25 protein-coding genes are annotated in these 22,572 nt (G+C 64.1%); 17 read left to right on the top strand and 8 right to left on the bottom strand.

The genetic code is table 11. The features are described 5' to 3' along the window. The first annotated feature begins 86 nt into the window (after positions 1 to 86). From dnaJ to A0U93_RS07310, 8 genes are all read left to right on the top strand, one after another. A complete protein-coding gene (dnaJ, locus tag A0U93_RS07345) occupies positions 87 to 1,229 on the top strand; it encodes a molecular chaperone DnaJ (protein WP_077806764.1) in 1,143 nt (380 codons plus the stop codon). Between the two features lie 78 nt (positions 1,230 to 1,307). Beyond that, on the top strand, positions 1,308 to 1,805 hold the full coding sequence (locus A0U93_RS07340) for a GNAT family N-acetyltransferase (protein ID WP_077806763.1): 498 nt from the start codon (positions 1,308 to 1,310) through the stop codon (positions 1,803 to 1,805). Between the two features lie 22 nt (positions 1,806 to 1,827). Then, complete coding sequence (gene dapB, locus A0U93_RS07335; RefSeq protein ID WP_255318270.1) at positions 1,828 to 2,598, top strand: 4-hydroxy-tetrahydrodipicolinate reductase; 771 nt, start codon at positions 1,828 to 1,830, stop codon at positions 2,596 to 2,598. Between the two features lie 166 nt (positions 2,599 to 2,764). Further along, the gene (metK, locus tag A0U93_RS07330; RefSeq protein WP_077806761.1) at positions 2,765 to 3,952 is read left to right on the top strand and encodes a methionine adenosyltransferase; all 1,188 of its coding nucleotides are present in this window, start codon (positions 2,765 to 2,767) and stop codon (positions 3,950 to 3,952) included. Between the two features lie 10 nt (positions 3,953 to 3,962). Next, entirely contained in the window at positions 3,963 to 4,676 is a 714-nt protein-coding gene (gene trmB, locus A0U93_RS07325; protein ID WP_245825174.1) for a tRNA (guanine(46)-N(7))-methyltransferase TrmB, read from the top strand. A 13-nt stretch (positions 4,677 to 4,689) separates the two neighbouring features. After that, complete coding sequence (locus A0U93_RS07320; RefSeq protein WP_077806759.1) at positions 4,690 to 6,327, top strand: electron transfer flavoprotein-ubiquinone oxidoreductase; 1,638 nt, start codon at positions 4,690 to 4,692, stop codon at positions 6,325 to 6,327. 61 nt (positions 6,328 to 6,388) lie between these two features. Further along, positions 6,389 to 7,138 carry an electron transfer flavoprotein subunit beta/FixA family protein gene (locus tag A0U93_RS07315; RefSeq protein ID WP_077806758.1) on the top strand — a complete coding sequence of 250 codons (750 nt, stop codon included), beginning with the start codon at positions 6,389 to 6,391 and terminating at the stop codon, positions 7,136 to 7,138. 2 nt (positions 7,139 to 7,140) lie between these two features. After that, positions 7,141 to 8,049, top strand: coding sequence for an electron transfer flavoprotein subunit alpha/FixB family protein (locus A0U93_RS07310; protein ID WP_077806757.1), 909 nt, complete (start codon positions 7,141 to 7,143; stop codon positions 8,047 to 8,049). A gap of 45 nt (positions 8,050 to 8,094) precedes the next feature. On the opposite strand, the gene A0U93_RS07305 is transcribed toward A0U93_RS07310, so the two are convergent. Both A0U93_RS07305 and A0U93_RS07300 read right to left on the bottom strand, forming a co-directional pair. Then, the gene (locus tag A0U93_RS07305; protein ID WP_077806756.1) at positions 8,095 to 9,183 is read right to left on the bottom strand and encodes a glycosyltransferase family 32 protein; all 1,089 of its coding nucleotides are present in this window, start codon (positions 9,181 to 9,183) and stop codon (positions 8,095 to 8,097) included. A gap of 166 nt (positions 9,184 to 9,349) precedes the next feature. Continuing rightward, positions 9,350 to 10,843 (bottom strand): sugar porter family MFS transporter, encoded by a 1,494-nt coding sequence (locus A0U93_RS07300; RefSeq protein ID WP_245825148.1) that lies wholly within the window; start codon positions 10,841 to 10,843, stop codon positions 9,350 to 9,352. Positions 10,844 to 11,178: 335 nt separating this feature from the next. Here A0U93_RS07300 and A0U93_RS16940 point away from each other — a divergent pair, with 335 nt between their 5' ends. Then, positions 11,179 to 11,304 (top strand): hypothetical protein, encoded by a 126-nt coding sequence (locus tag A0U93_RS16940; protein ID WP_255318267.1) that lies wholly within the window; start codon positions 11,179 to 11,181, stop codon positions 11,302 to 11,304. On the opposite strand, the gene A0U93_RS07295 is transcribed toward A0U93_RS16940, so the two are convergent. Genes A0U93_RS07295 through A0U93_RS07285 form a run of 3 tightly spaced genes read right to left on the bottom strand, consistent with a single transcriptional unit; the run spans position 11,277 to position 13,571 of the window. Further along, positions 11,277 to 12,098 carry a metal ABC transporter permease gene (locus A0U93_RS07295; RefSeq protein ID WP_077806755.1) on the bottom strand — a complete coding sequence of 274 codons (822 nt, stop codon included), beginning with the start codon at positions 12,096 to 12,098 and terminating at the stop codon, positions 11,277 to 11,279. The genes A0U93_RS16940 and A0U93_RS07295 overlap by 28 nt on opposite strands. After that, positions 12,085 to 12,753 (bottom strand): ATP-binding cassette domain-containing protein, encoded by a 669-nt coding sequence (locus A0U93_RS07290; protein WP_077806754.1) that lies wholly within the window; start codon positions 12,751 to 12,753, stop codon positions 12,085 to 12,087. Before A0U93_RS07290 ends, A0U93_RS07295 begins: the two co-directional genes overlap by 14 nt. Beyond that, positions 12,750 to 13,571 carry a metal ABC transporter solute-binding protein, Zn/Mn family gene (locus A0U93_RS07285; RefSeq protein ID WP_077806753.1) on the bottom strand — a complete coding sequence of 274 codons (822 nt, stop codon included), beginning with the start codon at positions 13,569 to 13,571 and terminating at the stop codon, positions 12,750 to 12,752. The genes A0U93_RS07290 and A0U93_RS07285 overlap by 4 nt, the downstream gene beginning before the upstream one ends. Before the next feature lie 156 nt (positions 13,572 to 13,727). Between A0U93_RS07285 and A0U93_RS07280 the strand changes: the two genes are divergently transcribed. The 4 genes from A0U93_RS07280 to A0U93_RS07265 are packed head-to-tail and all read left to right on the top strand — an operon-like array spanning position 13,728 to position 17,333. Next, positions 13,728 to 14,234, top strand: a complete 507-nt coding sequence (locus A0U93_RS07280) for a Fur family transcriptional regulator (protein ID WP_077806752.1) — start codon at positions 13,728 to 13,730, stop codon at positions 14,232 to 14,234. Next, positions 14,213 to 14,830 (top strand): hypothetical protein, encoded by a 618-nt coding sequence (locus A0U93_RS07275; RefSeq protein WP_077806751.1) that lies wholly within the window; start codon positions 14,213 to 14,215, stop codon positions 14,828 to 14,830. Before A0U93_RS07280 ends, A0U93_RS07275 begins: the two co-directional genes overlap by 22 nt. Before the next feature lie 33 nt (positions 14,831 to 14,863). After that, complete coding sequence (locus tag A0U93_RS07270; RefSeq protein ID WP_077806750.1) at positions 14,864 to 15,874, top strand: asparaginase; 1,011 nt, start codon at positions 14,864 to 14,866, stop codon at positions 15,872 to 15,874. A gap of 40 nt (positions 15,875 to 15,914) precedes the next feature. Further along, on the top strand, positions 15,915 to 17,333 hold the full coding sequence (locus A0U93_RS07265) for a sugar porter family MFS transporter (protein WP_077806749.1): 1,419 nt from the start codon (positions 15,915 to 15,917) through the stop codon (positions 17,331 to 17,333). A 142-nt stretch (positions 17,334 to 17,475) separates the two neighbouring features. On the opposite strand, the gene A0U93_RS07260 is transcribed toward A0U93_RS07265, so the two are convergent. Next, complete coding sequence (locus A0U93_RS07260; protein WP_077806748.1) at positions 17,476 to 18,381, bottom strand: LysR family transcriptional regulator; 906 nt, start codon at positions 18,379 to 18,381, stop codon at positions 17,476 to 17,478. Between the two features lie 75 nt (positions 18,382 to 18,456). Between A0U93_RS07260 and A0U93_RS07255 the strand changes: the two genes are divergently transcribed. The 3 genes from A0U93_RS07255 (at position 18,457) to A0U93_RS07245 (ending at position 20,124) form a co-directional block, all read left to right on the top strand. Beyond that, positions 18,457 to 18,651 carry a hypothetical protein gene (locus tag A0U93_RS07255; RefSeq protein ID WP_149026868.1) on the top strand — a complete coding sequence of 65 codons (195 nt, stop codon included), beginning with the start codon at positions 18,457 to 18,459 and terminating at the stop codon, positions 18,649 to 18,651. A gap of 28 nt (positions 18,652 to 18,679) precedes the next feature. Then, on the top strand, positions 18,680 to 19,462 hold the full coding sequence (locus A0U93_RS07250; RefSeq protein WP_077806746.1) for an NAD(P)H-dependent oxidoreductase: 783 nt from the start codon (positions 18,680 to 18,682) through the stop codon (positions 19,460 to 19,462). 251 nt (positions 19,463 to 19,713) lie between these two features. Next, positions 19,714 to 20,124, top strand: a complete 411-nt coding sequence (locus A0U93_RS07245) for a hypothetical protein (protein WP_147150776.1) — start codon at positions 19,714 to 19,716, stop codon at positions 20,122 to 20,124. Positions 20,125 to 20,140: 16 nt separating this feature from the next. Here the strand turns inward: A0U93_RS07245 and A0U93_RS07240 are convergent, their stop codons facing one another. Continuing rightward, positions 20,141 to 21,229 (bottom strand): thioredoxin family protein, encoded by a 1,089-nt coding sequence (locus tag A0U93_RS07240; protein WP_077806744.1) that lies wholly within the window; start codon positions 21,227 to 21,229, stop codon positions 20,141 to 20,143. Positions 21,230 to 21,388: 159 nt separating this feature from the next. Between A0U93_RS07240 and A0U93_RS07235 the strand changes: the two genes are divergently transcribed. Continuing rightward, positions 21,389 to 22,342 carry an alpha/beta hydrolase gene (locus A0U93_RS07235; RefSeq protein WP_211274059.1) on the top strand — a complete coding sequence of 318 codons (954 nt, stop codon included), beginning with the start codon at positions 21,389 to 21,391 and terminating at the stop codon, positions 22,340 to 22,342. Between the two features lie 7 nt (positions 22,343 to 22,349). Here the strand turns inward: A0U93_RS07235 and A0U93_RS16395 are convergent, their stop codons facing one another. Further along, positions 22,350 to 22,520, bottom strand: coding sequence for a hypothetical protein (locus A0U93_RS16395; RefSeq protein WP_169852712.1), 171 nt, complete (start codon positions 22,518 to 22,520; stop codon positions 22,350 to 22,352). Positions 22,521 to 22,572: the final 52 nt, after the last annotated feature.

Raw genomic sequence — 22,572 nt, 5'->3', positions numbered from 1 at the left:
CTTTTCGTCTTCCGGGCGCCCGTTCTTCCACCAGACATGGCGGAGACGGGCGCTTCGATTTTCTGGACCCCCTGACCGAGGCTCCGATGGCCACCAAGCTCGATTTTTATGCTGTTCTCGAAGTGTCGCGCACCGCGACGCCGGACGAGTTGAAGAAAGCCTATCGCAAACAGGCGATGCGTTATCACCCCGACCGTAACCCTGGCGATCACGAAGCCGAGGCACGGTTCAAGGATGTCAACGAGGCTTATGACGTCCTGAAGGACGACCAGAAGCGGGCGGCCTACGATCGTTTCGGCCATGATGCCTTCGAGGGCGGCGGCATGGGTGGTGCTGGCGGCTTTGGTGGCTTCGGCGGGGGTGGTCTCGGCGACATCTTCGATCAGATGTTTGGCGACATGATGGGTGGCCGTCGTGGCGGCGGGCGCCGGAGCGGCGCGGACGTTCAGGTTCAGGTCGAGATCAGCCTTACCGAAGCATTCACTGGCGTCACCAGGCCGGTCGAGGTCCGGACGCGGGTTACATGCTCGGCGTGTGACGGATCCGGGTCGTCGGATCCCGATGCGGGCAGCACGACGTGCCCGACCTGTCACGGCGCCGGCAAGGTCCGTGCGCAGCAGGGGTTCTTCCTGGTCGAGCGTGCCTGCCCGACCTGTCATGGTGCTGGCAAGATCGTGCGCGATCCCTGCACGTTCTGCCATGGCACCGGTACGGAAGAAGAAACGCGCACCATCGAAATCCGCATCCCGGCGGGTGTCGAGGATGGCACGCGTATCCGCATGTCGGGCGAAGGCGAATCGGGCGGCAAGGGCGTGCAGCCGGGCGATCTGTATGTCCACGTTGCCGTCAGTTCGCACGATATCTTCCAGCGCGATGGGGCCAACATCTATTGCCGCGTGCCGCTGCGCATGACGCAGGCGGCGCTCGGCACGGAGATCGAGGTGCCGGTGATCGATGGCAGCCGCAGCAAGGTCAAGATTCCGGCCGGCACGCAGACGGGCGAGAACTTCCGCTTGCGCGGCAAGGGTTTCTCCGTCCTGCGTTCATCCGCGCGGGGCGATATGTATATTCAGGTTGTCGTCGAGACGCCGGCGCATCTGAGCAAGCGTCAGCGGGAGTTGCTGGAAGAATTCGAGACGGAAGCAGCCGGGCAGGATCATGCGAAAGGCAGTCCGGAAAACGCCGGATTCTTCTCCAAGGTCCGCGATTTCTTCGAGGGCAAGGTCTGATCCGATGCCCGGAAAAGATCGTTTTAAAGATCGTTTTAAAGATCGTTTTCCGGGCGTGTTTCCAAAGGGGCTGATGTCGTGGCCGTAGTGCTCAGTCCCGTGCGCCGGGCCGATGCGGCGGCGCTTGTGGCGGCCAATCTTGCCAGTCGCGACTACCATGCGCCGTGGGTATCGCCCTTTACCGATCAGGCAGGCTTCGAGGCATGGTTTACCCAGGGCGTCAGCGGGCCGAATGTCGGGCTCGTCGCACGGGACAAGCGCAGTGACGGCATTGTCGGCGTGTTGACGATCAGTCAGATCGTGCTGGGCACGTTTCGTAGCGACTATCTCGGCTATTACGGTATGGTGGGCTATGCGCGGCGGGGGCTGATGACCGAGGCGCTGCGCCAGAGCTGCGCCCACGCGGCACGGGAATTGGGCCTGCATCGTCTGGAAGCGAATATCCAGCCCGAAAATCATGCGTCCATTGCGCTCGTTCGGCGGGTCGGCTTCCAGAAGGAAGGTTATTCGCCTCGTTATCTGAAAATCGGTGGTGCGTGGCGCGATCATGAGCGGTGGGCGCTTCTGCTTGAATGAAAGCCCGTGGTCTGGCGCGGCGATCTCCGGTTATGATGGCGGGATGAACAAGCTCCGTATCGGCGTTGCCGGAATAACAGGTCGTCTTGGTGCCCTTTGCGCGGTGGAAATTCCCGCGGCGGGGCAGATTCTCGCGGGGGGACTGTCGCGGACATGCGACGCGACGCGGCAGATCACGGACGATGCTGCGATATTCGCCGCATCCTGCGACGTCATTATCGACGTTTCCCACCCCGATACGGTGATCCACCACGCACGCATTTTCGCTGATGCCGGATGCCCCTGGGTTGTCGGTGTGACAGGTCTGGATGACAGGGCGGAAGTGGCGGTTCTTGAGGCGTCACGGCGCGTTCCGGTGTTGCAGGCCGCCAATTTCGCGCCGGGCCTGACGATGGTGCTCGATCTGGCGCGCCAGCTTGGCGCGGCATTGTCGGGCGCGGAATATGATGCCGAGATTCTGGAGATGCATCATCGCCAGAAGGTCGACGCGCCTTCCGGCACGGCGCTGGCGATCGGTGCGGCGGTCGCGGAAGGACGCGGCGTGTCGCTTGCCGACGTCCGGAGCGTGGACCGGCGCGGCAGGCGGGGTAACGGTGAGATCGGCTTTGCCTCGTTGCGTGGTGGGCAGGTCGTTGGCGAGCACAGTCTGGTGCTGACATCCGGCACGGAACAGATCGTTCTGTCCCATCGAGCCTTCGACCGGCGGGTTTTCGCGCAGGGTGCCGTCAAGGCCGCGCGATGGCTGTATGGCCGTGCGCCGGGGCTGTATGCGATGGCCGATGTCCTGACCTGAAGCGTGCGCGCAGGCGGCATAATCGGATTTCTTGTTGCAAATGACTTGACCCGAAGGGCTAGTTCCGTCAAGCCGTGCGCTTTCGGAATGTGGCATTCGGCCCAGTCCAATCTCCCTGCGGCCCCCGCGCCGCTACCCCGCTTGCTGAGAGGTCACGGGAAGATCAATGCGTAACTACGGCGATTTTCTGTTCACATCGGAATCCGTTTCCGAAGGTCATCCGGACAAGGTGTCCGATCGTATCAGCGATACGGTGCTGGATGCTTATCTCGAGGCCGATCCGGAAGCCCGCGTTGCGTGCGAGACCCTGTGCACGACCAACCGCGTTATCCTGGCCGGTGAAGTGCGCGGCCCGGCCGCCATCACGCAGGAACTGCTGATCGAGCGCGCGCGCGATGCGATTAAGGACATCGGCTACGATCAGGAAGGTTTCTCCTGGAAGACGGCCGACATCACCTCCTATCTGCATGCGCAGTCCGCTGACATCGCCGTCGGCGTCGATAGCGCGGGCGAGAAGGACGAGGGCGCGGGGGACCAGGGCATCATGTTCGGTTTCGCGACGCGCGAGACAGAGCATCTGATGCCGGCGCCGCTGTTCTATGCGCAGACGATCCTCGAGAAGGTGCGTGACTATCGCAAGAACGGCGATGCGCGTGGCGTGGGCCTGCTGCCGGATGCCAAGAGCCAGGTGACGCTGCGTTACGTGGACGGCAAGCCGGTGGGCGCGACCTCGGTCGTGATCTCAACGCAGCATGTCGAAGGCATGCGCCAGAACACCATTCGCGAGATGCTGCGCGAGGTCGTGCGCGAGGTTCTGCCCGAAGGCTGGATGTGCCCGGAGGAGGAATTCTATGTGAATCCGACCGGCAATTTCGTCATCGGCGGTCCGGACGGGGATGCGGGTCTGACGGGTCGCAAGATCATCGTCGACACCTATGGTGGCGCGGCCCCGCATGGCGGCGGTGCGTTCTCCGGCAAGGACCCGACCAAGGTGGATCGCTCGGCAGCCTATGCCGCCCGCTATCTCGCCAAGAACGTGGTTGCCTCGGGTCTGGCCGATCGCTGCACGATCCAGCTTTCCTACGCCATCGGCGTATCCAAGCCGCTGTCGGTGTATGTGGACCTCGACGGCACGGGCAAGGATGTGGACGAGGCGCGTCTGGGCCAGGTTCTCTATGAGCTGATGGACCTGTCGCCGCGCGGCATTCGCAAGCATCTGCGCCTGAACCGTCCGATCTACGTCAAGACCTCGGCCTATGGTCACTTCGGTCGCGTGCCGGACCCGGCGCTGGACAACTTCACGTGGGAAAACGCCGATCTGGTCGATGGCCTGCGCGGTGCCTTCAACCGCTGAGGCTCTGACACTGTCGGATACAACGACCCTCAAGCCGCAACCCGAGCGGCTTTATGGCCGCCAGCGCGGCCATCCCCTGCGCGCGCGCCAGCAGCGTCTGCTGGACATGGCGTTGCCGCGCCTGCGCCTGACGGAAGAGCGGGCGCACGATCCGCGCGCTGTTTTCGGCGGTGATACGGCCGATATCTGGCTTGAAATCGGTTTCGGCGGTGGCGAGCACGCGCTGGGACAGTCCGAGGCGAACCCGACGGTGGGTTATATCGCCTCGGAGGTCTTCGAAAACGGGCTGTGTTCGCTTCTGTCGCGGCTTGTGCTGGAAGGCGAGGAGGAACGGGCTGTTCCACCCGCGCATTTCCGCATCTGGCCCGATGACGCACGCCAGCTGCTCAAGGCCCTGCCGGATGGCGCGCTGGGGCGTGTCTATCTGATGTTTCCGGACCCGTGGCCGAAGGCGCGGCATGCCAAGCGGCGTTTCGTGCATCCCGAGAATATTCGGGAGATCGCCCGTGTATTGCGTCCGGGCGGGATCTGGCGCATTGCCAGCGATCATCCCGTCTATCAGGACTGGGTGACGGAGGTGATGGGCGCGCAGGATCTGTTCGACATGGCGGAACCGGCACGTGGCGAGCGCCCGGAAGGCTGGTCGCCGACGCGTTACGAGGCAAAAGCCTGGCGTGAAGGTCGCACGCCCTTTTACTGGACGTTTACGCGCCGCGAATTTTAAGAGAGACGAGAACATGACGGCTATCGAACGCGAGGAGATGGAGTTCGACGCGCTGGTGATCGGCGGCGGTCCGGCTGGCCTGTCCGCGGCGATCCGTCTGCGCCAGTTGATGCCGGAGGCGAGCATCTGCGTTGTCGAGAAAGGCAGCGAGGTTGGCGCGCATATCGTTTCCGGCGCGGTGATCGAGCCGCGTGCGCTCGCCGAACTGCTGCCCGACTGGCAGGATCGCGATGCGCCGTTGCGCACGCAGGTCTCGGAAGAGAGCATGCTCTTCCTGACCGAAAGCAAAAGCTACGCGATCCCCTATCTCGACCGCGTGATGCCCCACATGAACAATCACGGCAATTACGTGGTGTCGCTGGGTGAGGTCTGCCGTTGGCTCGGGGCGCAGGCCGAGACCATGGGCATCGAGATCTATCCCGGTTTCGCGGGGGCCGATCTGTTCATCGAGGATGGACGTCTGGCAGGTGTGATCACCGGCGATATGGGAATCACCAGATCGGGCGAGCAGGGTCCGAATTTTGCGCCGGGCATGATCCTGCGCGCCCGGCAGACGATCCTGGCGGAAGGCGTGCGCGGCTCGCTCAGCCAGAAGGCCATGAAGCTGTTCGGCCTGCGCGATGGCGTCGATCCGCAGACCTATGGTCTCGGCGTCAAGGAGGTCTGGGAGATTCCGGCCGAAAAGCATCGTCCCGGTCTTGTGCAGCACAGCTTCGGCTGGCCGCTGGACGACAGGACCTATGGCGGCGCCTGGCTGTATCACTTCGGCGACAACCTTGTTTCCTATGGCTTCGTGACGGGGCTGGATTACCGCAATACGTGGCTGTCGCCCTTCAACGAAATGCAGCGGGTCAAGACCCATCCGGCGTTCCGGCCGCATTTCGAGGGTGGTCGTCGGCTGATCTACGGTGCGCGGGCCTTGTCGGAAGGTGGGTTGCAGTCCATCCCGCGTCTGTCTTTCCCGGGCGGCGTTCTGACGGGTGATTCGGCGGGCTTCCTGAATGTGCCGAAGATCAAGGGCACGCATACGGCCATGAAGTCTGGCATGCTCGCGGCGGAAGCTGTGGCGCAGGCCCTGAAGGCCGAGCGGCGCGAGGCGGGCGCCTACACGCATCTGGTGCGGCAGTCCTGGCTGTGGGACGAACTGCGCGGTGTCCGCAATATCCGGCCGGCTTTTGCGAAATGGGGCATGAAGCTCGGGGCGCTCTATGCGGGGATCGACAGCATGATCCTGCGTGGCCGCGCGCCGTGGACGCTGCATTTCGACCATGCCGATAACGAGACCACGTTGCCCGCGAGCCTGAGCCCGCCGATCGATTATCCGAAGCCGGATGGCGAACTGACGTTCGATCTGCCGTCTTCCGTGTTTCTTTCGGGCACCAATCACGAGGAAGACCAGCCGCCGCATCTGAAGCTGCGCAATCCGTCGATGTGGCGGACGGTCAACTGGGATGTCTTCCGTTCGCCGGAGAGCCGTTATTGTCCGGCGGGTGTTTATGAGGCCGTGCAGCAGGGTAACGACATGGCGTTGCAGATCAATGCGCAGAATTGCGTGCATTGCAAAACCTGCGACATCAAGGACCCGACGCAGAATATCGAGTGGTGCACGCCGGAAGGCGGGGGTGGTCCGAATTATCCGGTGGGCATGTGACGTGCCGGTAAATCTGTATTAAGAACGTTTCGCAAATTCCCAGGTCGACAGGGTGAGGGCAATGAAGATTTTGGTCCCGGTCAAGCGGGTGGTGGATTACAACGTCAAGCCGCGTGTGAAGGCGGATGGCAGCGGCGTGGAGACGCAGGGCGTCAAGATGTCGATGAATCCGTTCGACGAGATTGCAGTCGAGGAAGCGGTGCGCCTGAAGGAAAAAGGCGTGGCGAGCGAAATCGTCGTCGTATCGATCGGCGTGACGGATGCGCAGGCCATTCTTCGTACGGCAATGGCCATGGGGGCGGATCGCGCCGTTCTGGTGCAGACCGACGCGGCTCTGGAGCCGCTTGGCGTTGCCAAGCTGTTGCAGGCGGTTGTCGATCGGGAGAATCCGGGGCTGGTCGTCATGGGCAAGCAGGCCATCGACGACGACATGAACGCGACCGGGCAGATTCTGGCGGCGAGGCTGAACTGGCCGCAGGGCACGTTCGCCAACACCGTGACGGTCGCGGATGGCCGGATCGAGGTGAAGCGCGAGGTCGATGGCGGTCTGGAGACGGTCAGGCTGGCGCTGCCGGCCGTCGTGACGACCGACCTGCGCCTGAACGAGCCGCGCTATGCCACGATGCCCAACATCATGAAGGCACGGAAGAAGCCGCTGGAGACCATTGCCGCCGATACGCTTGGTGTTGATTTCGCACCCCGTCTGGAGACGATCAGGGTCGTGGAGCCGCCGGTGCGCAAGGCTGGCGTGAAGGTCGGTGATGTTGCCGAGCTGATCGAAAAACTGCGTGACGAAGCGAAGGTGATCTGAACATGACGTCTCTGGTTCTGGTCGAGATCGAAAACGGCGCGGTCAAGCAGGCCAGTCGTTCCGCCGTCACCGCGGCACGCGCCTTCGGCGAGGTGGATGTGCTGGTCGTGGGACCGGGCGCGGATGCTGCCGCCAGGGTGGAGGGCGTGCGCAAGGTCCTGCATGCCGACCTGCCGCCGCTGGCCGAGACGATTGCGGCCCTGATCGCGGACAGGGCGCCGGATTACAGCCATCTGCTGGCAGCGGCGACGGCATTCGGCAAGAACGTGCTGCCGCGTCTGGCCGGGCTACTGGATGTGCAGCCGATTACCGAGGTTGTTGACATCCTCGATGCGGAAACGTTCGTGCGGCCGATCTATGCCGGCAATGCGCTGTCGACCGTTCGCTCCAGGGATGCGAAGAAAGTGTTGACGGTTCGTGGTGCGAACTTCCTGCCGGCGGCGTCCGAAGGTGGCGCTGCGGGCATCGAGGAGGTTTCCGCAGCCGTCGAAGTGCCGGATGTGGAATTTGTCGGCGTCGAACTGACGAAGTCGGACCGGCCGGAACTGGAATCGGCGCGGGTGGTGATTTCCGGTGGTCGGGGACTGAAGGACGCTGCGAATTTCAAGCTGCTGGAGCCGATTGCCGACAGGCTGGGGGCCGCCATCGGCGCGTCCCGCGCGGCGGTCGATTCAGGCTTCGCGCCCAACGAGATGCAGGTCGGGCAGACTGGCAAGATCGTGGCGCCGGACCTTTATATCGCCGTCGGGTTGTCCGGCGCGATCCAGCATCTTGCCGGCATGAAGGACAGCAAGACCATCGTGGCGATCAACTCGGATCCTGAAGCACCGATCTTCGGCGTTGCGGATTATGGTCTGGTCGGGGATCTCTTCGAAATCCTGCCGCAACTCAGAACCCAACTCGGGGGCTGATGGCCGGATGCCGATGCCACGATCAGGGCATCGGCACCGCTCTTCTCAGGAGAGCTGCCAGTTCGGCAGGTTGTGCTTGTAGGGGGTCTCGAATTCCTCGACGGCCGCCAGGAACTGGCTCTGGCCATCGACCCGGACCGAGGCCGATCGTTGAAATGACAGGTTACGGTAGATCAACCTGTTCAGGGCGCGATTGAAGATGCCCGGACCGGTCTTGTAGGCGATATACAGGTCCTTATGCAGGTAGCTGTTACGGTACAGGGAGAGCAGGCAGTCTTCCGTCACCGGCGAATTCGCGATCGCGCCGTAGAAATCGTTATGGATGTAGAAGTTGTCGGTCAGGTAGAACCGGTTTTCATGGTTGGACTTCAGGACGCTGGCGTCTTTCAGGCGTAGGTCGGCATCCAGCCACCATCCGCCATGCGTATTGATGGCGTGCACGCGGAAGAAATCCGCCGCTTCGGCAGGATGTCGTGCGCCGAGAAACAGGTCGCGTGCCTCCGCGCCGTAGAAATCCTCAAGGAAAGCGGCCGCTTCGTCGTAGGAATAGATCTTGTAGTCCGCGCCGAGCAGTTCCTGATGATAGGTGATGTTCTGCTGGATTTCCGGCGGGGGCGCCTTGTCCCAGAACATATAGAGCTTTTCCGGTATGGGCCGGCGGGACGGATGAAAGATTTCCTCCTGTTGTTTCAGGGCGATTTCCAGATAGAGGCAGTCGCATTCCTCTCCGGTATGGAACGCTTCGTAGCAGCTTCCCATGATCGAGAGCGCGCGTTCGTTGTCGCCTTCCGCCCATGCCGCGCGGATACCGGTGATGTAGCGATACATCGCGGGACTCAGGGTCTGGAGTTCCTCGAGTTCCTCGTCCGGCAGCGGCATGCCGGATTTCAGCAGGCAAAGAAGGCGGACCTGAAGAAGGGATTGCGCCAGCGGGTAATGCGTCGGGTTTTTGGAGTGCATGTCGTAGGCGACGCGGTAGAAGCGGCTGGCTTCTTTTGTCTTGCGTGCGGTGTGCAGGATATTGGCCAGGGTGAACATGGCCATCAGGGCGTTCAGGTCGTGATGCGTCGCGTAGTGCCAGGCACCGGGATCGTGCGCGACGTCTTCTTCCGTCAGTGTCCCAATATCGAACATTCATCGCTTCCAGTTATGGCTTCCATCGTTTCTCCCTCATAAGGGTAGCGACGGATTTTGGCGATACGCATGCTGATCGATATGCCGCTGTTCGGGCTGGAAAGGGCCAGCCCCGTAATGAATTGACGAAGGCGGGGCCGGGTGAGCCCCGCCGTCATGCGATCCGTCAGGCCGCGGCCTCCGCATTGGCGACGGAATCACTGTCGCTCTCCACGATGCGGGTGTTCCCGCGCGTGGGCCGGAAGCGCTTCTGATGCAGGGCCAGTTCGATATCCTCAAGCGTTGCGCCGGATGTTTCGGGCACGAGGAAGAAGACGAACAGCACGGATGCCAGATTGACGCCGGCATAGAACCACATCGTGCCGCCGAGCGTAATCAGCTTGACCAGCGTCAGTGCCGTGCCGGTGACCAGAAGGTCCGATCCCCAGAGCATGGCGGCGTGCAGACTGGTTGCCTGACCGCGCATGGAGAGGGGAAACATCTCCGCGCCCAGGAGCCAGCCGCAGACCTGGATGCCGCCGGAGTTGAACGCCATGAAGGCCAGCAGGAACACGATGACCAGATAGGAGCCGATGCTGCCCGGCGCGGGGTGCGCGGCGAAGACAATGCCCAGCCCGATCAGGCTGGCGACCGAGCCCGGGCCCATGATGAGCATGAGGCGACGACGGCCCACGCGGTCCACGATCATGCAGCCCGTGAAGGTCATGATGCAGTAGACGATGGCGACGCCGAGCGAGGCCAGCAGCGCGGAGGAGGAGCCGAAGCCTGCATCCCGCAGGAATGTCGGCGCGTAGTAGATCATCATCTCCAGTCCGCCGCACTGCGTGAAGAATGCCACGCCCAGCGCCGCCACGAGCGCGGGACGCACCCAGGGGCGGAACAGGCCGCGCCAGCCACGGTTGCGCGGGTCGACGTTCTCCGCGCTTTCGCGCATTTCCTGCACTTCCTTGCGGATGGCGCGCTTGGAGGTGCGGATGCGGCCCAGTTCGATGATGGCGCGCTTCATGCCTTCGTTTTCCGCCGTCCAGCGGGGGCTTTTCGGCAGGAAGAACATCGAGACGAACACGACGGCGGCGGGGATGGCGGCCAGCCCCACCATCGGTCGCCAGCCCCAGGCCTCACGTGCTGCGAAACCGACGATATTCGCGAGCAGGATGCCCAGACCGATGGCGACGTTGAACATCGTGACCAATCCGCCGCGGCGTTCCGCGGGGGCAAGTTCGGAGATGTACATCGGCACGACCTGCGTCGAGCCGCCGACGGCGAAGCCCAGGAAGATACGCGCGACGATCAGGGTCCAGACATCGGGCGCGAAGGCGCAGGCGGAGGCGCCGACGACGAACACGGCGCTGACGATCATGGTGCAGCGGCGGCGTCCGTATTTCTCCGACAGGCCGCCGGCGATGAAGGCGCCGATGATCGCGCCCAGCAGGATGGCGGAGGTCACCATTTCCTGCATGCTGCTGCTGAGATGGAAATCCTTGCTGATCAACAGCAGCGCGCCGGAGATGATGCCGGTATCGTAACCGTAGAGGCCGCCGCAGACGGCCGCCACGACGGCGGCGAGCATCAGGACGAGCTTGGCGTTCGGCGACACCTCGATGGCATGATCCGATGGGGGGGAAGGAGGCTGGCTTGAAGAAGCGTTACTGTATGACATGTTTCCCTTAACCGCTCGTGATCGAAATGGTTTTCCAGCGCATGACGAAGGTTTCCCGTTGGAACGATCGTTGCGGGAGCGCGCCGCTATCGAAACGATGGAAGCGGTGCGTGATGTGTCGCTGCTATTCGTGCATGCTGCATCGTAACACGGATTGTGCAGGAATAACGTTTATCGTGCCTTTTGTCACATTCCGGCGCGTGAACGATCGGTGATTCCTGCCGGATGCTTGCCGATGAGCATCAGGACTGTCATGATCCATTCGGAAGGAATGGACATGGGGATCGGTCCCACGTCCCTTCATCGCGTGCCGAAATCCGGAAGAGACGAAGACGATGCCAACGCCCAAAGTGACGTCCGACGTGCCGGTGATCGGCTATCGCGCCCTGCTGATCATGCACCTGATCCTCGCGGCCTTCATCGCGCTCGTCACCTATATCGACTGGCACCTGCCGCAGTAGAAACGCGCCGCGAAGTAGGTGAGCGCCGCCAGCGCGGCGATCCAGAACGAGACGGGCGCGTCCGTCCACCACGATAGCGCCAGACCGCTCCATGCCAGCCCCAGGGCGAGCAGTGCCGCGCCCAGCGCACCCGGCCATGGCGCCAGTCCCAGACGGAGCATGGTCGCCGCCGGGCCGACCAGCAGGCTGAAGGCGAGCAGGATGCCCGTTACTTCCGCGCAGACGGCGCTCGATAATGCGACAAGCACCATGAACGCGACCGAGACCAGACGCACGGGCGCGCCGCGCGCCGCCGCCATGTCCGGATCGAGGCTGACGAAAAGCAGCGGTCGGGCGATGACGGCCAGGGCAAGGATGCCTGTGGTGGTCAGGCCGCCCAGCAGGAGGAGTGTCAGCCTGTTCACGCCGAGCACGTTGCCGAAGAGGAGCGCCGTCGCGCTGCTGGACGGGGCGTTGCTCCATTGCAGGAACAGCGTTCCGACACCCAGGCTGGCGGCAAGCACCAACCCGGTCGCGCTGTCGCGGCCGGATGTGAAGCGCGAGGCGCGAGGCGTGCCGGCCGGTGCTTCCCAGCCCAGTGCGATGCCCGCCAGGCCGGCGGCAAGCGTCATGCCCAGCAACGGTGCGATGCCGATCAGCACCGCGCCCGTCGCGCCGGCGAAGGCGATGTGCGACAGTGCGTGCCCGGCGAAGCTCTGGCCGCGCAGGACCAGAAACCAGCCGACCGGACCGCAAAGCAGGGCGACCGCCGCCGCGGCCAGAAAGGCGTGGCGCATGAATTCAAATTCGAGCATCGCGCAATGCCGCGCTGGCACCCTCCAGAATGATCTCGTGGGTGGCGAAACGGTCCAGCGCCGTTTCGCCATGGACGGAGACCAGGATGGTCATATCCGACTCGCGATGCAGCCGCCCGAGCAGTGTGGCCGTCTCCACCTGCCGTTCGGTGTCCAGCCCTGCCAGCGGTTCGTCCAGCAGCAGGAGCGGTGGTTGGTTCAGCAGGGTCTGGGCGAGGGCGAGGCGCTGGCGTTCGCCGCCGGAAAGCTGGGCGACGGGCTGACGCGCCAGTTTTTCGGCATCCGCCAGCCTGAGCGCGCGATCGACAGCCGCGCGACCGGTGCGGCCGAGCACGGGCAGGCCCCAGCGTGTGCCGCGCCATGCGGCGGCCACCAGTGCCCGGCCTTCGAGCTGCGGTGCGGGTAGCTGACGCATCTGCGGCAGGTAGCCGATGCGCTGGCGCGCCTGCGCGGGGGGAGCGTTCAGGATGGTGATGTGGCCTTCGGCGACAGGATGCAGGCCCATGAGCGTGCGCAGCAGTGTCGTCTTGCCGGTGCCGTTCGCGCCACGGAGCAGGGCGAAGGCGCCGGCGGGCAGCGCCAGACTGACATGCCGGACGAGCACGCGCGCGCCCTGACGCAGGGTTACGTCATGAAAGACGACGGCATTCGTCACGAAGGTGCGCCGGTGACGTGGCCCAGAGCGTCCAGCCGGTCACCGATCCAGTCCTGCCAGTGACGACCGGGCGGGGGTATCTCCGTCATGCTGATGATGGGCACCCGCGCCTGCCGGGCCACGTCGGCCAGACGGTCCGCCGATGGGTTCGTCACGTTCGGATTGACGATCAATGCTCCGACCTGATGAGTCCGGAGAGCGGCTTCGACCATCGCCACATCGCGCGGCGCGGGATCGTTCCGGTGCATCATCGCAAGAGCAAGGCGATCGTCGATGACGCGAATGCCGAGCGCGGAGAGGAGCGCTCCGCCGATCGGTTCCGTCATGGCGACCGTGCGACCGCGGAGACGGTTCGCCATCGCCTGTTCGCGTGTCTGCAACCCGGCGACGATATGGGTGAACGAATCGGCGCGCCGGGCGAGAGCCTCCTGCGCGTCGGGGCGACGTTGTGTCAGCACGGCTGTGAGATGGGCGGCGAAGAGGCGCGTGGTCTCGAGATCGTCGAACAGGTGGGGGTTGTCACCTTCCCGCCAATGGCCGATCTGCCCGACATTCAGGACCATCGGCGCTTCCCCGCCGGATGCTTCGGCCAGCGCGCCGGCCCAGGGGTCGTATTCCGCCCCGTTCAGGACGAGGATATCCGCCTGCGCGACGGCACGCGCCATGGCGGGCGTGGTGGCGATGTCATGCGGGTCGGCCCGCGTCGAAACGACGAGCGCCTCGGTGCTGACAGCAGGGCCGCCGATCTGCGTTGCGATGTCGCACCAGACCGCTTCCGCGCAGACGATGCGCACGGGGGCGGCCTCAACCCTCGGCATTGTCGCAAGGATGATGCAGAGGGCTCCGGCGAGCCATGGCGGAAGGGTGGGACGACGCAACAAGGGGATAAGTCGGCTTTGGTTATGTTATAACAGCGTGAAGCCGGGGTATAAGGGCGATCGGCAGGAGACGGCAAGGTGGGAAGGACAAAAACGATGCTGGATACGACACTGGTCGCTGACGAAAAGGCCTTTTCCGGCGCTGTGACCCTGCGGCTCGATCAGGCGGACCGCTACTGCACGACGCATGGCGCGCGCCTTACGGAGACGCGGCGTCAGGTGCTGGGGTTGATCCTGTCTTCCGAAAAGCCGCTGGGTGCCTATGACCTGCTGGACCATCTGCGGGCCTATCATCGTAACGCCGCGCCGCCGACCGTTTATCGCGCGCTGGAATTTCTGGCCGAGCATGGCCTGATTCACAAGATCGAGCGACTGTCGGCTTTCGTCGGGTGCACGCACCGGCTGGAGTGCCATCATGGCGAGGGGTGCGGTCATCGCGCGCAGTTCCTGATCTGTCGCCACTGTGGCGTGGCGCGTGAACTGGAGGATAATGCGATCGGCGTCGCATTGACCCATGCGGCGAGCAGGGCGTCGTTCCGGATGGAGACGGCGACGATCGAAATCGAGGGCATCTGTGCCGCATGCCAGGACGCCGTCCCCTGACATCGGAGACAGGCGCGCCCGTATCGGCGCCAGGTCTGGCGCTGGAGGGGGGCAGGGGTGCGCGGCGCACGCGTCGCCGCGCCGCATCGGCGCCGACCCCCACACGGTCGGATGCGCAGGCCGACCTGTTCGCCGATCCGCAGCCGGGCGCGCCTCTGGATGTGGTGCCGGGCGACATTCCCGGCGTGGAACGGCAGATGGAGGAATCGCCGGCATTCGACGTTACGCCGCAGATGCGTTATCTGGTGCCGGCGGAAGCGCCGCTGGCCGGCGTGCCGCTGGCGTCGATCGGTCCGGCGTCGCGCCCGGATGGCTATCTTTACCTGATGGCCGATGCCGATACGGCGGCGGCGTGGCGGGAAAGCGGTCTGCCGGTGGATGCGCGCCAGCCGGTCGTGCTGGCGGAGCGTCCGGCGCTGCTGTCCTGGATCGCCATGGTCGCGGAGGCGGCCGAGGATGCAGCGCCGCCCGTGGTCCTGAAGCTGCGGCGCATGCTGGTCGATGGCATGCTGGAGCCCGATCCCGATCATACGGCGCGAATGGGCGCGCCGTGCTACCTGCTCACGGGTGCCGGGTCGCCGGTGGATGCGCTTTAGGCGTGTGACGAAAGGAATGGGGGAATTCTTCTGATGAGCGATGGCGTTCTCGCCGAAGTCCTGCGCGGCGACCGCGTCGAGTCGCGGCATGGCGGTCGAGCGGTCGTGGTGGATGCGGCGGGGCGTGTCGTCTGGTCCATGGGCGATGTCGCGGCGGCGGTCTATCCCCGTTCGACGGTGAAGGCGTTGCTGGCCCTGCCCCTGGTCGAGACGGGAACGGCATCGCGCCTGAACCTGTCGGATGACGAGCTTGCGCTGGCCTGCGCCTCCCATAACGGCGAAGCGGCGCATGCGGAGACGGCGGCGCGCATGTTGTCGCGCGTGGGGCGCGATGTCGGTTGCCTGGAATGCGGCACGCACTGGCCGACGCTGGATTCGGCGGCGCGCGAACTGGCGGCCGAGGGAAAGGCGGCCAGTCCGCTGCACAACAACTGTTCGGGCAAGCATGCCGGCATGATCTGCGTCGCCTGCGATCAGGGCATCGACCCAACCGGCTATATTTCGCCGGATCATCCCGTCCAGCAGGCGGCCACGGCGGTGCTGGCGGAGATGACCGGCGCGGCGCACGAGGATGCGATGCGCGGCATCGACGGTTGCTCCATGCCGACCTATGCCATTCCGTTAACGGCGCTGGCGCGGGGTTTCGCGCGGTTCGGCGGTGGCGTCGGCCTGCATCCGGATCGTGCCGCGGCGGCATCGCGATTGCGCGCGGCGGTGGCGGCCGCGCCGTTCATGGTTGCGGGGAGCGGGCGTTTCGATACGGTGCTGATGCGCCATTTCGGCGAGCGTCTGTTCTGCAAGATGGGTGCCGAGGGCGTGATGGTCGCGGCCCTGCCGCAGCTTGGCCTGGGCTTTGCACTCAAGGCGGATGACGGCGGCAACCGGGCGGTGGAGGTCGCGTTGGCGGCACTTCTCCGTCGTTTCGGTGGTGACGTCCTGCAGGAGGCCGATCATGCCGTGCTGGACGGACTGGCCCACCAGACGCTGCGCAACTGGAATGGTTTGACCGTCGGCGCCATCCGAGCCGCCGTGCCCGACCGATAATATTGGCCAATCGAACAACATAAGGAGACCTTGCCCCATCATGAATGCGCAAACGGATCAGTCCACGATCACCCAGGATGTCGATTCCACGGGTTTCGACGCAACGAATTTCAAGATGATCGTCATCGGTGTCGTCGCGGCGCTGGCGGGGCTCATGTCCGGTCTCGATATCGGCGTCGTGGCGGGGGCGCTCGATTTCTTCGCCAAGCGTTACCATGCCTCGATGCTGGCGCAGGAATGGGTGGTGAGCGCGATGATGGCCGGTGCCGCCGTCGGCGCGCTGGGTGCCGGGTGGCTGTCGCATTCGCTGGGACGCAAGCGTTCGCTCATTCTGGGGGCGGCGGTTTTCGTGGTCGGTTCCGTTGGCTGCGCGCTGTGCTGGTCGGTGCCGTCGATGATGTTCTTCCGCGTCATCATGGGGCTGGCGGTGGGGCTTTCCGCCTTCACGGCGCCGCTCTACCTGTCTGAGATCGCCAGCGAGGAAACGCGCGGGGCCATGGTCTCGACCTATCAGCTTATGGTGACGGTCGGGATTTTCATTGCCTTCCTGTCCAACACCTATTTCTCCTATAGCGGCGACTGGCGCTGGATGTTCGGCGTGGCCGCAATTCCGGCGGCGTTGTTTCTGGTGGGGGTGACGTTCCTGCCATACAGCCCGCGCTGGCTCATCATACAGGGGCGGCACAAGGAGGCACGCGAGGTTCTGCTGTCCCTGCGTGACGACCCGCTGGTGGCGGCGCAGGAGATCCGCGCCATTCGCGAGCAGCTGGAAGTCAAGCAGCACGGCATGCAGTTGTTGCGCGAAAACCCTAATTTCCGCCGTTCGCTGGCTCTCGGCGTCATGTTGCAGGCGATGCAGCAACTCGCGGGCATCAACATCATCATGTATTACGCGCCGCATATTCTGGAGAAAGCAGGCTTCGACGCCACCTCCCAGATGTGGTGCACGGCCATCATCGGTCTGGTGAACATGCTGGCGACGTTCATTGCCGTGGGGCTGGTCGATAAATGGGGTCGCAAACCTATCCTCTATATCGGCTTCACCGTCATGGCGCTCGGCATGGCGGCGCTGGCCACGCTGCTGGCACATGGCATGAACAGCCAGGCATCCCAGTTGCTGGCGGTCTTCCTGCTGCTGATCTTCTGCACGGGCTTCGCCATGTCCGCGGGGCCGCTGATGTGGGTGCTGTGTTCGGAGATCCAGCCGATGCAGGGGCGCGATCTCGGCATTGCCCTGTCGACGCTCACGAACTGGGTCACGAACATGATCGTCGGTGCGAGTTTCCTGACGTTGATGACGACGATCGGCACGGCGGGGACGTTCTGGCTTTTCGCGGCGTTCAATGCCGTCTTCGTCGTGCTGACCTATCTGTTCGTGCCGGAGACCAAGGGCATGTCGCTCGATGTCATGGAGAAGCGACTGCTCAGTGGCACGAAATTGCGTGAACTTGGTCGTTGATGCCTTCTTGGGCCGAGAGATAGGACGATTATACCGTTTGCGAATATGGCTGGTTATGCCCTCTTTTCGGACGCTCACACGCGCGAGCAGAAGACCGGAAAGCGGACGCGACGTCCCGTCGCGCAACATGGCACTCATGGCTTCACGTTGTCGTCTGAGCGACGGCCGCGATCCTATCGCGCATCCATCGGTGCAGCGGATGTGTGGTGGTGCGATCATGCCAGGCCATCGCGATGGTGAAGCCGGGCACGCGGATCGGCGGTGGAAGGATCTGCAACGGCAGGCCACGCCCCTGCACGATGCGTCGCGGAACGAGGGCGACCATGTCGGAGCGGGCGACCATCTCGGGCACCATCAGAAAGCCGGACGCCGAGAGCACGACGCGACGGGCCTGTCCCAGGGCCGCCAGCGCGACGTCGGTCGGTCCCGAGAACCCGCCGCCCTCGGGCGAGACGATGATGTGTTCCAGGCTGCAGAACGTCTCGAGGTCGAGCGAACCCCGCAAGACCGGATGATCGGCCCGGCCGATCGAAACGTAGTCCTCATCGAAGAGCGGCCTCATGCGCAGGCCGTCGGGAATGTCCTGCGGGATCGTGAGGTGCAGGTCCGCGAGGCCTTGTTCGAACGGACGGAGTCCGGCCTGAACGTCGGCATTGCGCCAGGCGATCCGTATCCCCGGTGCTTCCTCCCGGAGACGAAGGACCAGCGGCATCAGCACCGCATACTGAACATAATCGCTGGCGACGATCGCGACAGTGCCTTCCGCCGTCGAGGGGACGAACGGGTTTGCGGTGACCACCACCTCGCGCACGCCGTCCAGGGCCGCGCGCAACGGCTTCTGCAGGGCGGTCGCCCGCGCGGTCGGCACCATGCCGCGCGGCCCGGGCAGCAGGAGCTGATCACCCAGCACCGCCCGCAGCCGTGCCAGCCGCGCCGAGAGGGCGGGCTGGCTGAGGTTCAGCCGGCGCGCCGCACGGGTCACGTTCCGCTCGGTCAGCAGCATGTCGAGCGTTGCAAGCAGGTTAAGGTCGAGACGTTCGATATCCATCGAATGGATGGCAGCATATAAATCATTCGATTTCAAATATACTGCCCGTGGGTGCATCGTCCCGCCATCCCGATCATGAAGGACATCGCCGACATGAGCCGCATTCTGATCATCCACGCCCACCGCAATTCATATGAGGCTCACGACAAGATCGACGCCGTCCACGGACGCAAGGTGATCGACCGCTCCCTCCCACTCGCCAAACTCACCGGCACCTGCCGGCTGAAGGAGAGCAGCAGTTACTTTGGCAACATCGTCGTCGAATTCTGATTAACGCATCCAGTAGGAGCATCAGACCATGAACATACTGATCGTCTATGCGCACCCAGAACCCACTTCGCTGACACGGCAGATGGTCGACGTGACCACCGAGATGTTGTCGGCAGCGGGACACACCGTGGTTCACTCGGACCTTTACGGAATGAAGTGGAAGGCGGTGTATGACGCCGACGACTTTCCAGAGCGTGATAATCCCGAGCGGCTGTCTTTCATCGCGGAGTCGGGCCATGCGTACGCAAGCGGACAGCAGACGCCCGACGTGCTCGCCGAGCAGCAGAAGCTGCTAGCGGCCGATGCTGTGGTCCTTCAATTCCCGCTGTGGTGGTACGGCGTGCCCGCGATCCTGAAGGGCTGGATAGAACGGGTCTATGCCTTCGGTTTCGCCTACGGCTATCAGAACGGATCAAACCAGTTCCGCTTCGGCGAGGGCATACTCAAGGGCAAGCGGGCTCTGGTCAACGTGCTTGCAGGCGGCCCGGCGGCAGACTATGGCCCGCGTGGTATCAACGGGCCGATCGAGCAACTGCTCTTCCCGCTGACCCATGGCGCGCTGTTCTACCCCGGCATGGAAGTGCTTCCGACGCACGCGGTCTATAGCACGGTTCACGTTTCGACGGCGGAAGAAGTAGAGGCGATCAAGGCGGTTTGGCGTAAGCGCCTCGCCGGGCTGTTCACCGACGCGCCGATCCCCTTCCGGTTGCAAAACGGCGGCGACTTTCCCAATCACCACACCATGGCCGACCACGTTGCGCCGGGCCAAACCGGCCTCGCCGCGCATTTTGCCGATCCTGCTGACATGTGAAGAGCGAGGAGGCGTGGGCCGCGCTGCTGAACCGCCCGGGGGTTGCCGGAGACAGCCGCTTCTCAGTTCGTCTTGCCTAAACCGGACAGTCTGAACTCCCTCCTAAACAGACATGTTTGCATACAGTATAATCGCCAGGACGGGCTGGAATATGCCTCAGGAATGGCGGATTTCGCCATTTCGGGGGTTTGGCATTAAACTTGCAGCATGGAAGTCGACAACAAACCACGTCGATGGAGGTCGATTTCATCATGAGCCAGAGTTTTTACAGCGATCCGTTCTATGACCGCTACGACAGCCGCGCCTATCGCGGCCGCCCGGTCGATCGGGCAGGGCGCTTCTGGGCGTTTACGGCCTATATCCTTTATATCGTTGCGTTCTTCTCGGCTTTTCCTGCCGTGATCGGCGTCGCGGCTGCCTATTATCACCGTCGGCGGCACGGGCTGGCGATGCGTGAGACGTTCGACTGGCAGATCCGGATTTTCTGGCTTGGCGTGCTGGCGTGGATGGCCATCGGCTTGGCGCATGCGATTGTCTCGGGCCTTGCGGCGGTGACGTTCGGTGTCGGCGCGATCTTCATCGTCATACCGTGGGCGATGATCGCCGCCTGGGTGCTCTGGACCGTATGGGCGATCGCGCGCGGGCTGGGGGCGCTGCGCTGAGGCAGCGCCGGCTTTCCTAGCCGAAGGTGAAGGAGAAGGCCTGAACGCCCGGCTTGTCGAATCGGATGGTGAAGGTATGGTCGCCGATCTCGCCATTCTGGCGGACAAGCTGGTAAAGCTGCTGGCCGGTCACCGTGCCGTTGCCGTTTGCATCGATATCCGCGCCATGCGCCGCGCCGGGGGCGTGGCCGTCGATGGTGACGTGGAAGGGTACGGGCTGACCGTTCGGTCCCGGTCCCATGACTAGATGCAGGTCGCGGGCGTGGAAGCGATAGTCGATCGTGCCGCCGGGGGCGTGCAGCGTGGCATGTTCGGCGTTGACGGACCATTTGCCGCCCAGATCCCATTGATTGAGAGCCAGCGTGTTGCTGGCGGCGTAATCACTGGTCTCATCCTGGACGGCACCGCCGGCGGAGGCGAAATTCTGGGCGCGGGCGTAGCCGATATAGGTTTCGGGCGATTGCATGTCGGCCATGTCGCCTTCGGCCTGCGCGCCGGTTGCGTCGACGCTGACGAGCGTGGTCGGCACGTTCTTCGCGCCGGCATCGCGCAGGAGGGTCTGGATGATGCGTTCGGAATCCGCGTAGTCACCTTCGCCGAAATGATGATGGCGGATGTGGCCCTGCGCATCGACGAAATAGGCTGCCGGCCAATATTCGTTCTGGAAGGCGTTCCAGATGCCGCGGTCGTTATCCACGGCGACAGGGAAGTTGACGTGATAACGCGCGATGGCCTGCTTGATGTTGTCGATGTTCTTTTCGAAATCGAACTCGTAGGCATGCACGCCGATGACGACGAGGCCGTATGGCTTGTATTTCTCGGCCCAGGCGCTGAGATAGGGCATCTCGCGCAGGCAGTTGATGCAGGAATACGTCCAGAAATCCACCAGCACGACCTTGCCGCGCAACTGGTCGCGCGACAGCGGCGGGCTGTTGAGCCATTGCGTCGCACCGTCGAGCGACGGCAGGCGACCTTCGTTGTCGAGCGTCTGGGCCGAGGCCGCCGGAATGGGGGAGAGTGCCGGGGCAAGTGACAGGGCGCTCGTCGCCAGCAGGCCGAGACACAGGGCGCGCGCGGCGCGGCGGAACGGGAACGTGGATGTCATGATGGGTCGCTCGTCGAAAGAAGGTTGTCACATAAACTGGCCGTCGGCTGACGGAGTTGCATTGGGGGCGCCACTGTCCGGGCGACAGTGTGCCATGTCCTGTGATCTTCTTCGCGCGATGGCTCGGGAAAGTTACAGTGCGGTTCGGGGCGGCGGATCGTGACGCGACCTGTTCTGAAGCGGCGGCCTGTTCTGAGTGGCTTGATGGGCGGGTTGCTGGGCCGTCAGGCTCTTGCCGCTGAACCTCTGTTCTCATGGCCGGATTTTCCCGAGACGGTATCGCTTTGGTCGGGATCGTCACCGGCTGGCCCCGGTCCGGAAGGAAGGCCGATCGTGTCGGCGAGGGGTTCGGCGACCGATATCGCGCGTCCTGTGCTGGGCGTGTTCCGTCCCGCCCGGCCGAACGGGGCGGCGGTCCTGATTGCGGCGGGTGGCGGCTATCGTCATCTCAATCTTGGAAGCGAGGCGATGCCGGCGGCGCGCTGGCTGAATACGCTGGGGGTCACGGCGTTCGTGCTGGTCTATCGCCTGCCGCGAGAGGGTTGGACGAACACCGCCATGGCGCCGTTTCAGGACGTCCAGCGTGCGGTCAGGCTCGTTCGGGCGCGGGCTTCGACGTATGGCATCGATCCGGGGCGGATCGGCGGGTTGGGCTTTTCCGCCGGTGGGCATCTCATCGGGCTGCATGCGGTCAGGCAGGACTGGCCGGCAGGCCAGCCGGTGGACCCGATCGATCGTGTTCCGGACCGGCTGAATGCCGTCATGCTGCTTTATCCGGTGGTGACGCTCGAATCGCCGTTCGGTCACACGCAGACGCGGCGGCAGCTGCTCGGTGAGTGGCCCGATGCGGCAGCCTGTGCCGCGTGGTCGATCCAGACCTACATTCGTGCTGGCGACGCGCCATTTTTTCTGGCGCAGGCCGAAGACGACCCGATCGCGAATCCGGAGAACACGGCGATCCTGACCGATGCCTGCCGTGCACGTGGCGTGCCGGTCGAGCGGCACCTGTATCCCGATGGAGGACATGGCTTCGGTATGGGACGCCCCGGCACGCCGACGATGGCGTGGCCGGGGCAGGCGTATCGCTGGATGCGGTTGCGTCGTCTGATCTAGGGGCCTGTCACATGGCGCCGCCGGGGCCGCCCTGTGCATAGGCGCCGTGCATGCTCGGCCCCTGATTGGCGCTGCTGCCCGGCGCGGCATAGCGATCGCGGAAGGGCGATGTATCGCTACAGGCCGATACAGCCAGCAGCATGGTGAGAGCGGCGGCCAGCCTTGCGATGGGTGTCATGTGATTCTCCCTTGCCATGAAGGTCAACGCGGGAACGGGGCCGGCGCTTCCA

This window comes from Neoasaia chiangmaiensis, assembly GCF_002005465.1.
GTDB classification, from domain to species: domain Bacteria; phylum Pseudomonadota; class Alphaproteobacteria; order Acetobacterales; family Acetobacteraceae; genus Neoasaia; species Neoasaia chiangmaiensis.
Note: the sequence above shows the minus strand (reverse complement) of the source record. Positions and strands in the feature narration are given on the sequence as shown.

Bases quoted from the DNA above. Each gene is read 5' to 3' on its own strand.
- dnaJ (WP_077806764.1), top strand. From the start codon at position 87: ATGGCCACCAAGCTCGATTTTTATGCTGTTCTCGAAGTGTCGCGCACC.
- metK (WP_077806761.1), top strand. From the start codon at position 2,765: ATGCGTAACTACGGCGATTTTCTGTTCACATCGGAATCCGTTTCCGAA.
- A0U93_RS07320 (WP_077806759.1), top strand. From the start codon at position 4,690: ATGACGGCTATCGAACGCGAGGAGATGGAGTTCGACGCGCTGGTGATC.
- A0U93_RS07315 (WP_077806758.1), top strand. From the start codon at position 6,389: ATGAAGATTTTGGTCCCGGTCAAGCGGGTGGTGGATTACAACGTCAAG.
- A0U93_RS07310 (WP_077806757.1), top strand. From the start codon at position 7,141: ATGACGTCTCTGGTTCTGGTCGAGATCGAAAACGGCGCGGTCAAGCAG.
- A0U93_RS07305 (WP_077806756.1), bottom strand. From the start codon at position 9,183: ATGTTCGATATTGGGACACTGACGGAAGAAGACGTCGCGCACGATCCC.
- A0U93_RS07300 (WP_245825148.1), bottom strand. From the start codon at position 10,843: ATGTCATACAGTAACGCTTCTTCAAGCCAGCCTCCTTCCCCCCCATCG.
- A0U93_RS16940 (WP_255318267.1), top strand. From the start codon at position 11,179: ATGCCAACGCCCAAAGTGACGTCCGACGTGCCGGTGATCGGCTATCGC.
- A0U93_RS07295 (WP_077806755.1), bottom strand. From the start codon at position 12,098: ATGCTCGAATTTGAATTCATGCGCCACGCCTTTCTGGCCGCGGCGGCG.
- A0U93_RS07285 (WP_077806753.1), bottom strand. From the start codon at position 13,571: ATGCCGAGGGTTGAGGCCGCCCCCGTGCGCATCGTCTGCGCGGAAGCG.
- A0U93_RS07280 (WP_077806752.1), top strand. From the start codon at position 13,728: ATGCTGGATACGACACTGGTCGCTGACGAAAAGGCCTTTTCCGGCGCT.
- A0U93_RS07275 (WP_077806751.1), top strand. From the start codon at position 14,213: ATGCCAGGACGCCGTCCCCTGACATCGGAGACAGGCGCGCCCGTATCG.
- A0U93_RS07270 (WP_077806750.1), top strand. From the start codon at position 14,864: ATGAGCGATGGCGTTCTCGCCGAAGTCCTGCGCGGCGACCGCGTCGAG.
- A0U93_RS07265 (WP_077806749.1), top strand. From the start codon at position 15,915: ATGAATGCGCAAACGGATCAGTCCACGATCACCCAGGATGTCGATTCC.
- A0U93_RS07260 (WP_077806748.1), bottom strand. From the start codon at position 18,381: ATGGATATCGAACGTCTCGACCTTAACCTGCTTGCAACGCTCGACATG.
- A0U93_RS07255 (WP_149026868.1), top strand. From the start codon at position 18,457: ATGAAGGACATCGCCGACATGAGCCGCATTCTGATCATCCACGCCCAC.
- A0U93_RS07250 (WP_077806746.1), top strand. From the start codon at position 18,680: ATGAACATACTGATCGTCTATGCGCACCCAGAACCCACTTCGCTGACA.
- A0U93_RS07245 (WP_147150776.1), top strand. From the start codon at position 19,714: ATGAGCCAGAGTTTTTACAGCGATCCGTTCTATGACCGCTACGACAGC.
- A0U93_RS07240 (WP_077806744.1), bottom strand. From the start codon at position 21,229: ATGACATCCACGTTCCCGTTCCGCCGCGCCGCGCGCGCCCTGTGTCTC.
- A0U93_RS16395 (WP_169852712.1), bottom strand. From the start codon at position 22,520: ATGACACCCATCGCAAGGCTGGCCGCCGCTCTCACCATGCTGCTGGCT.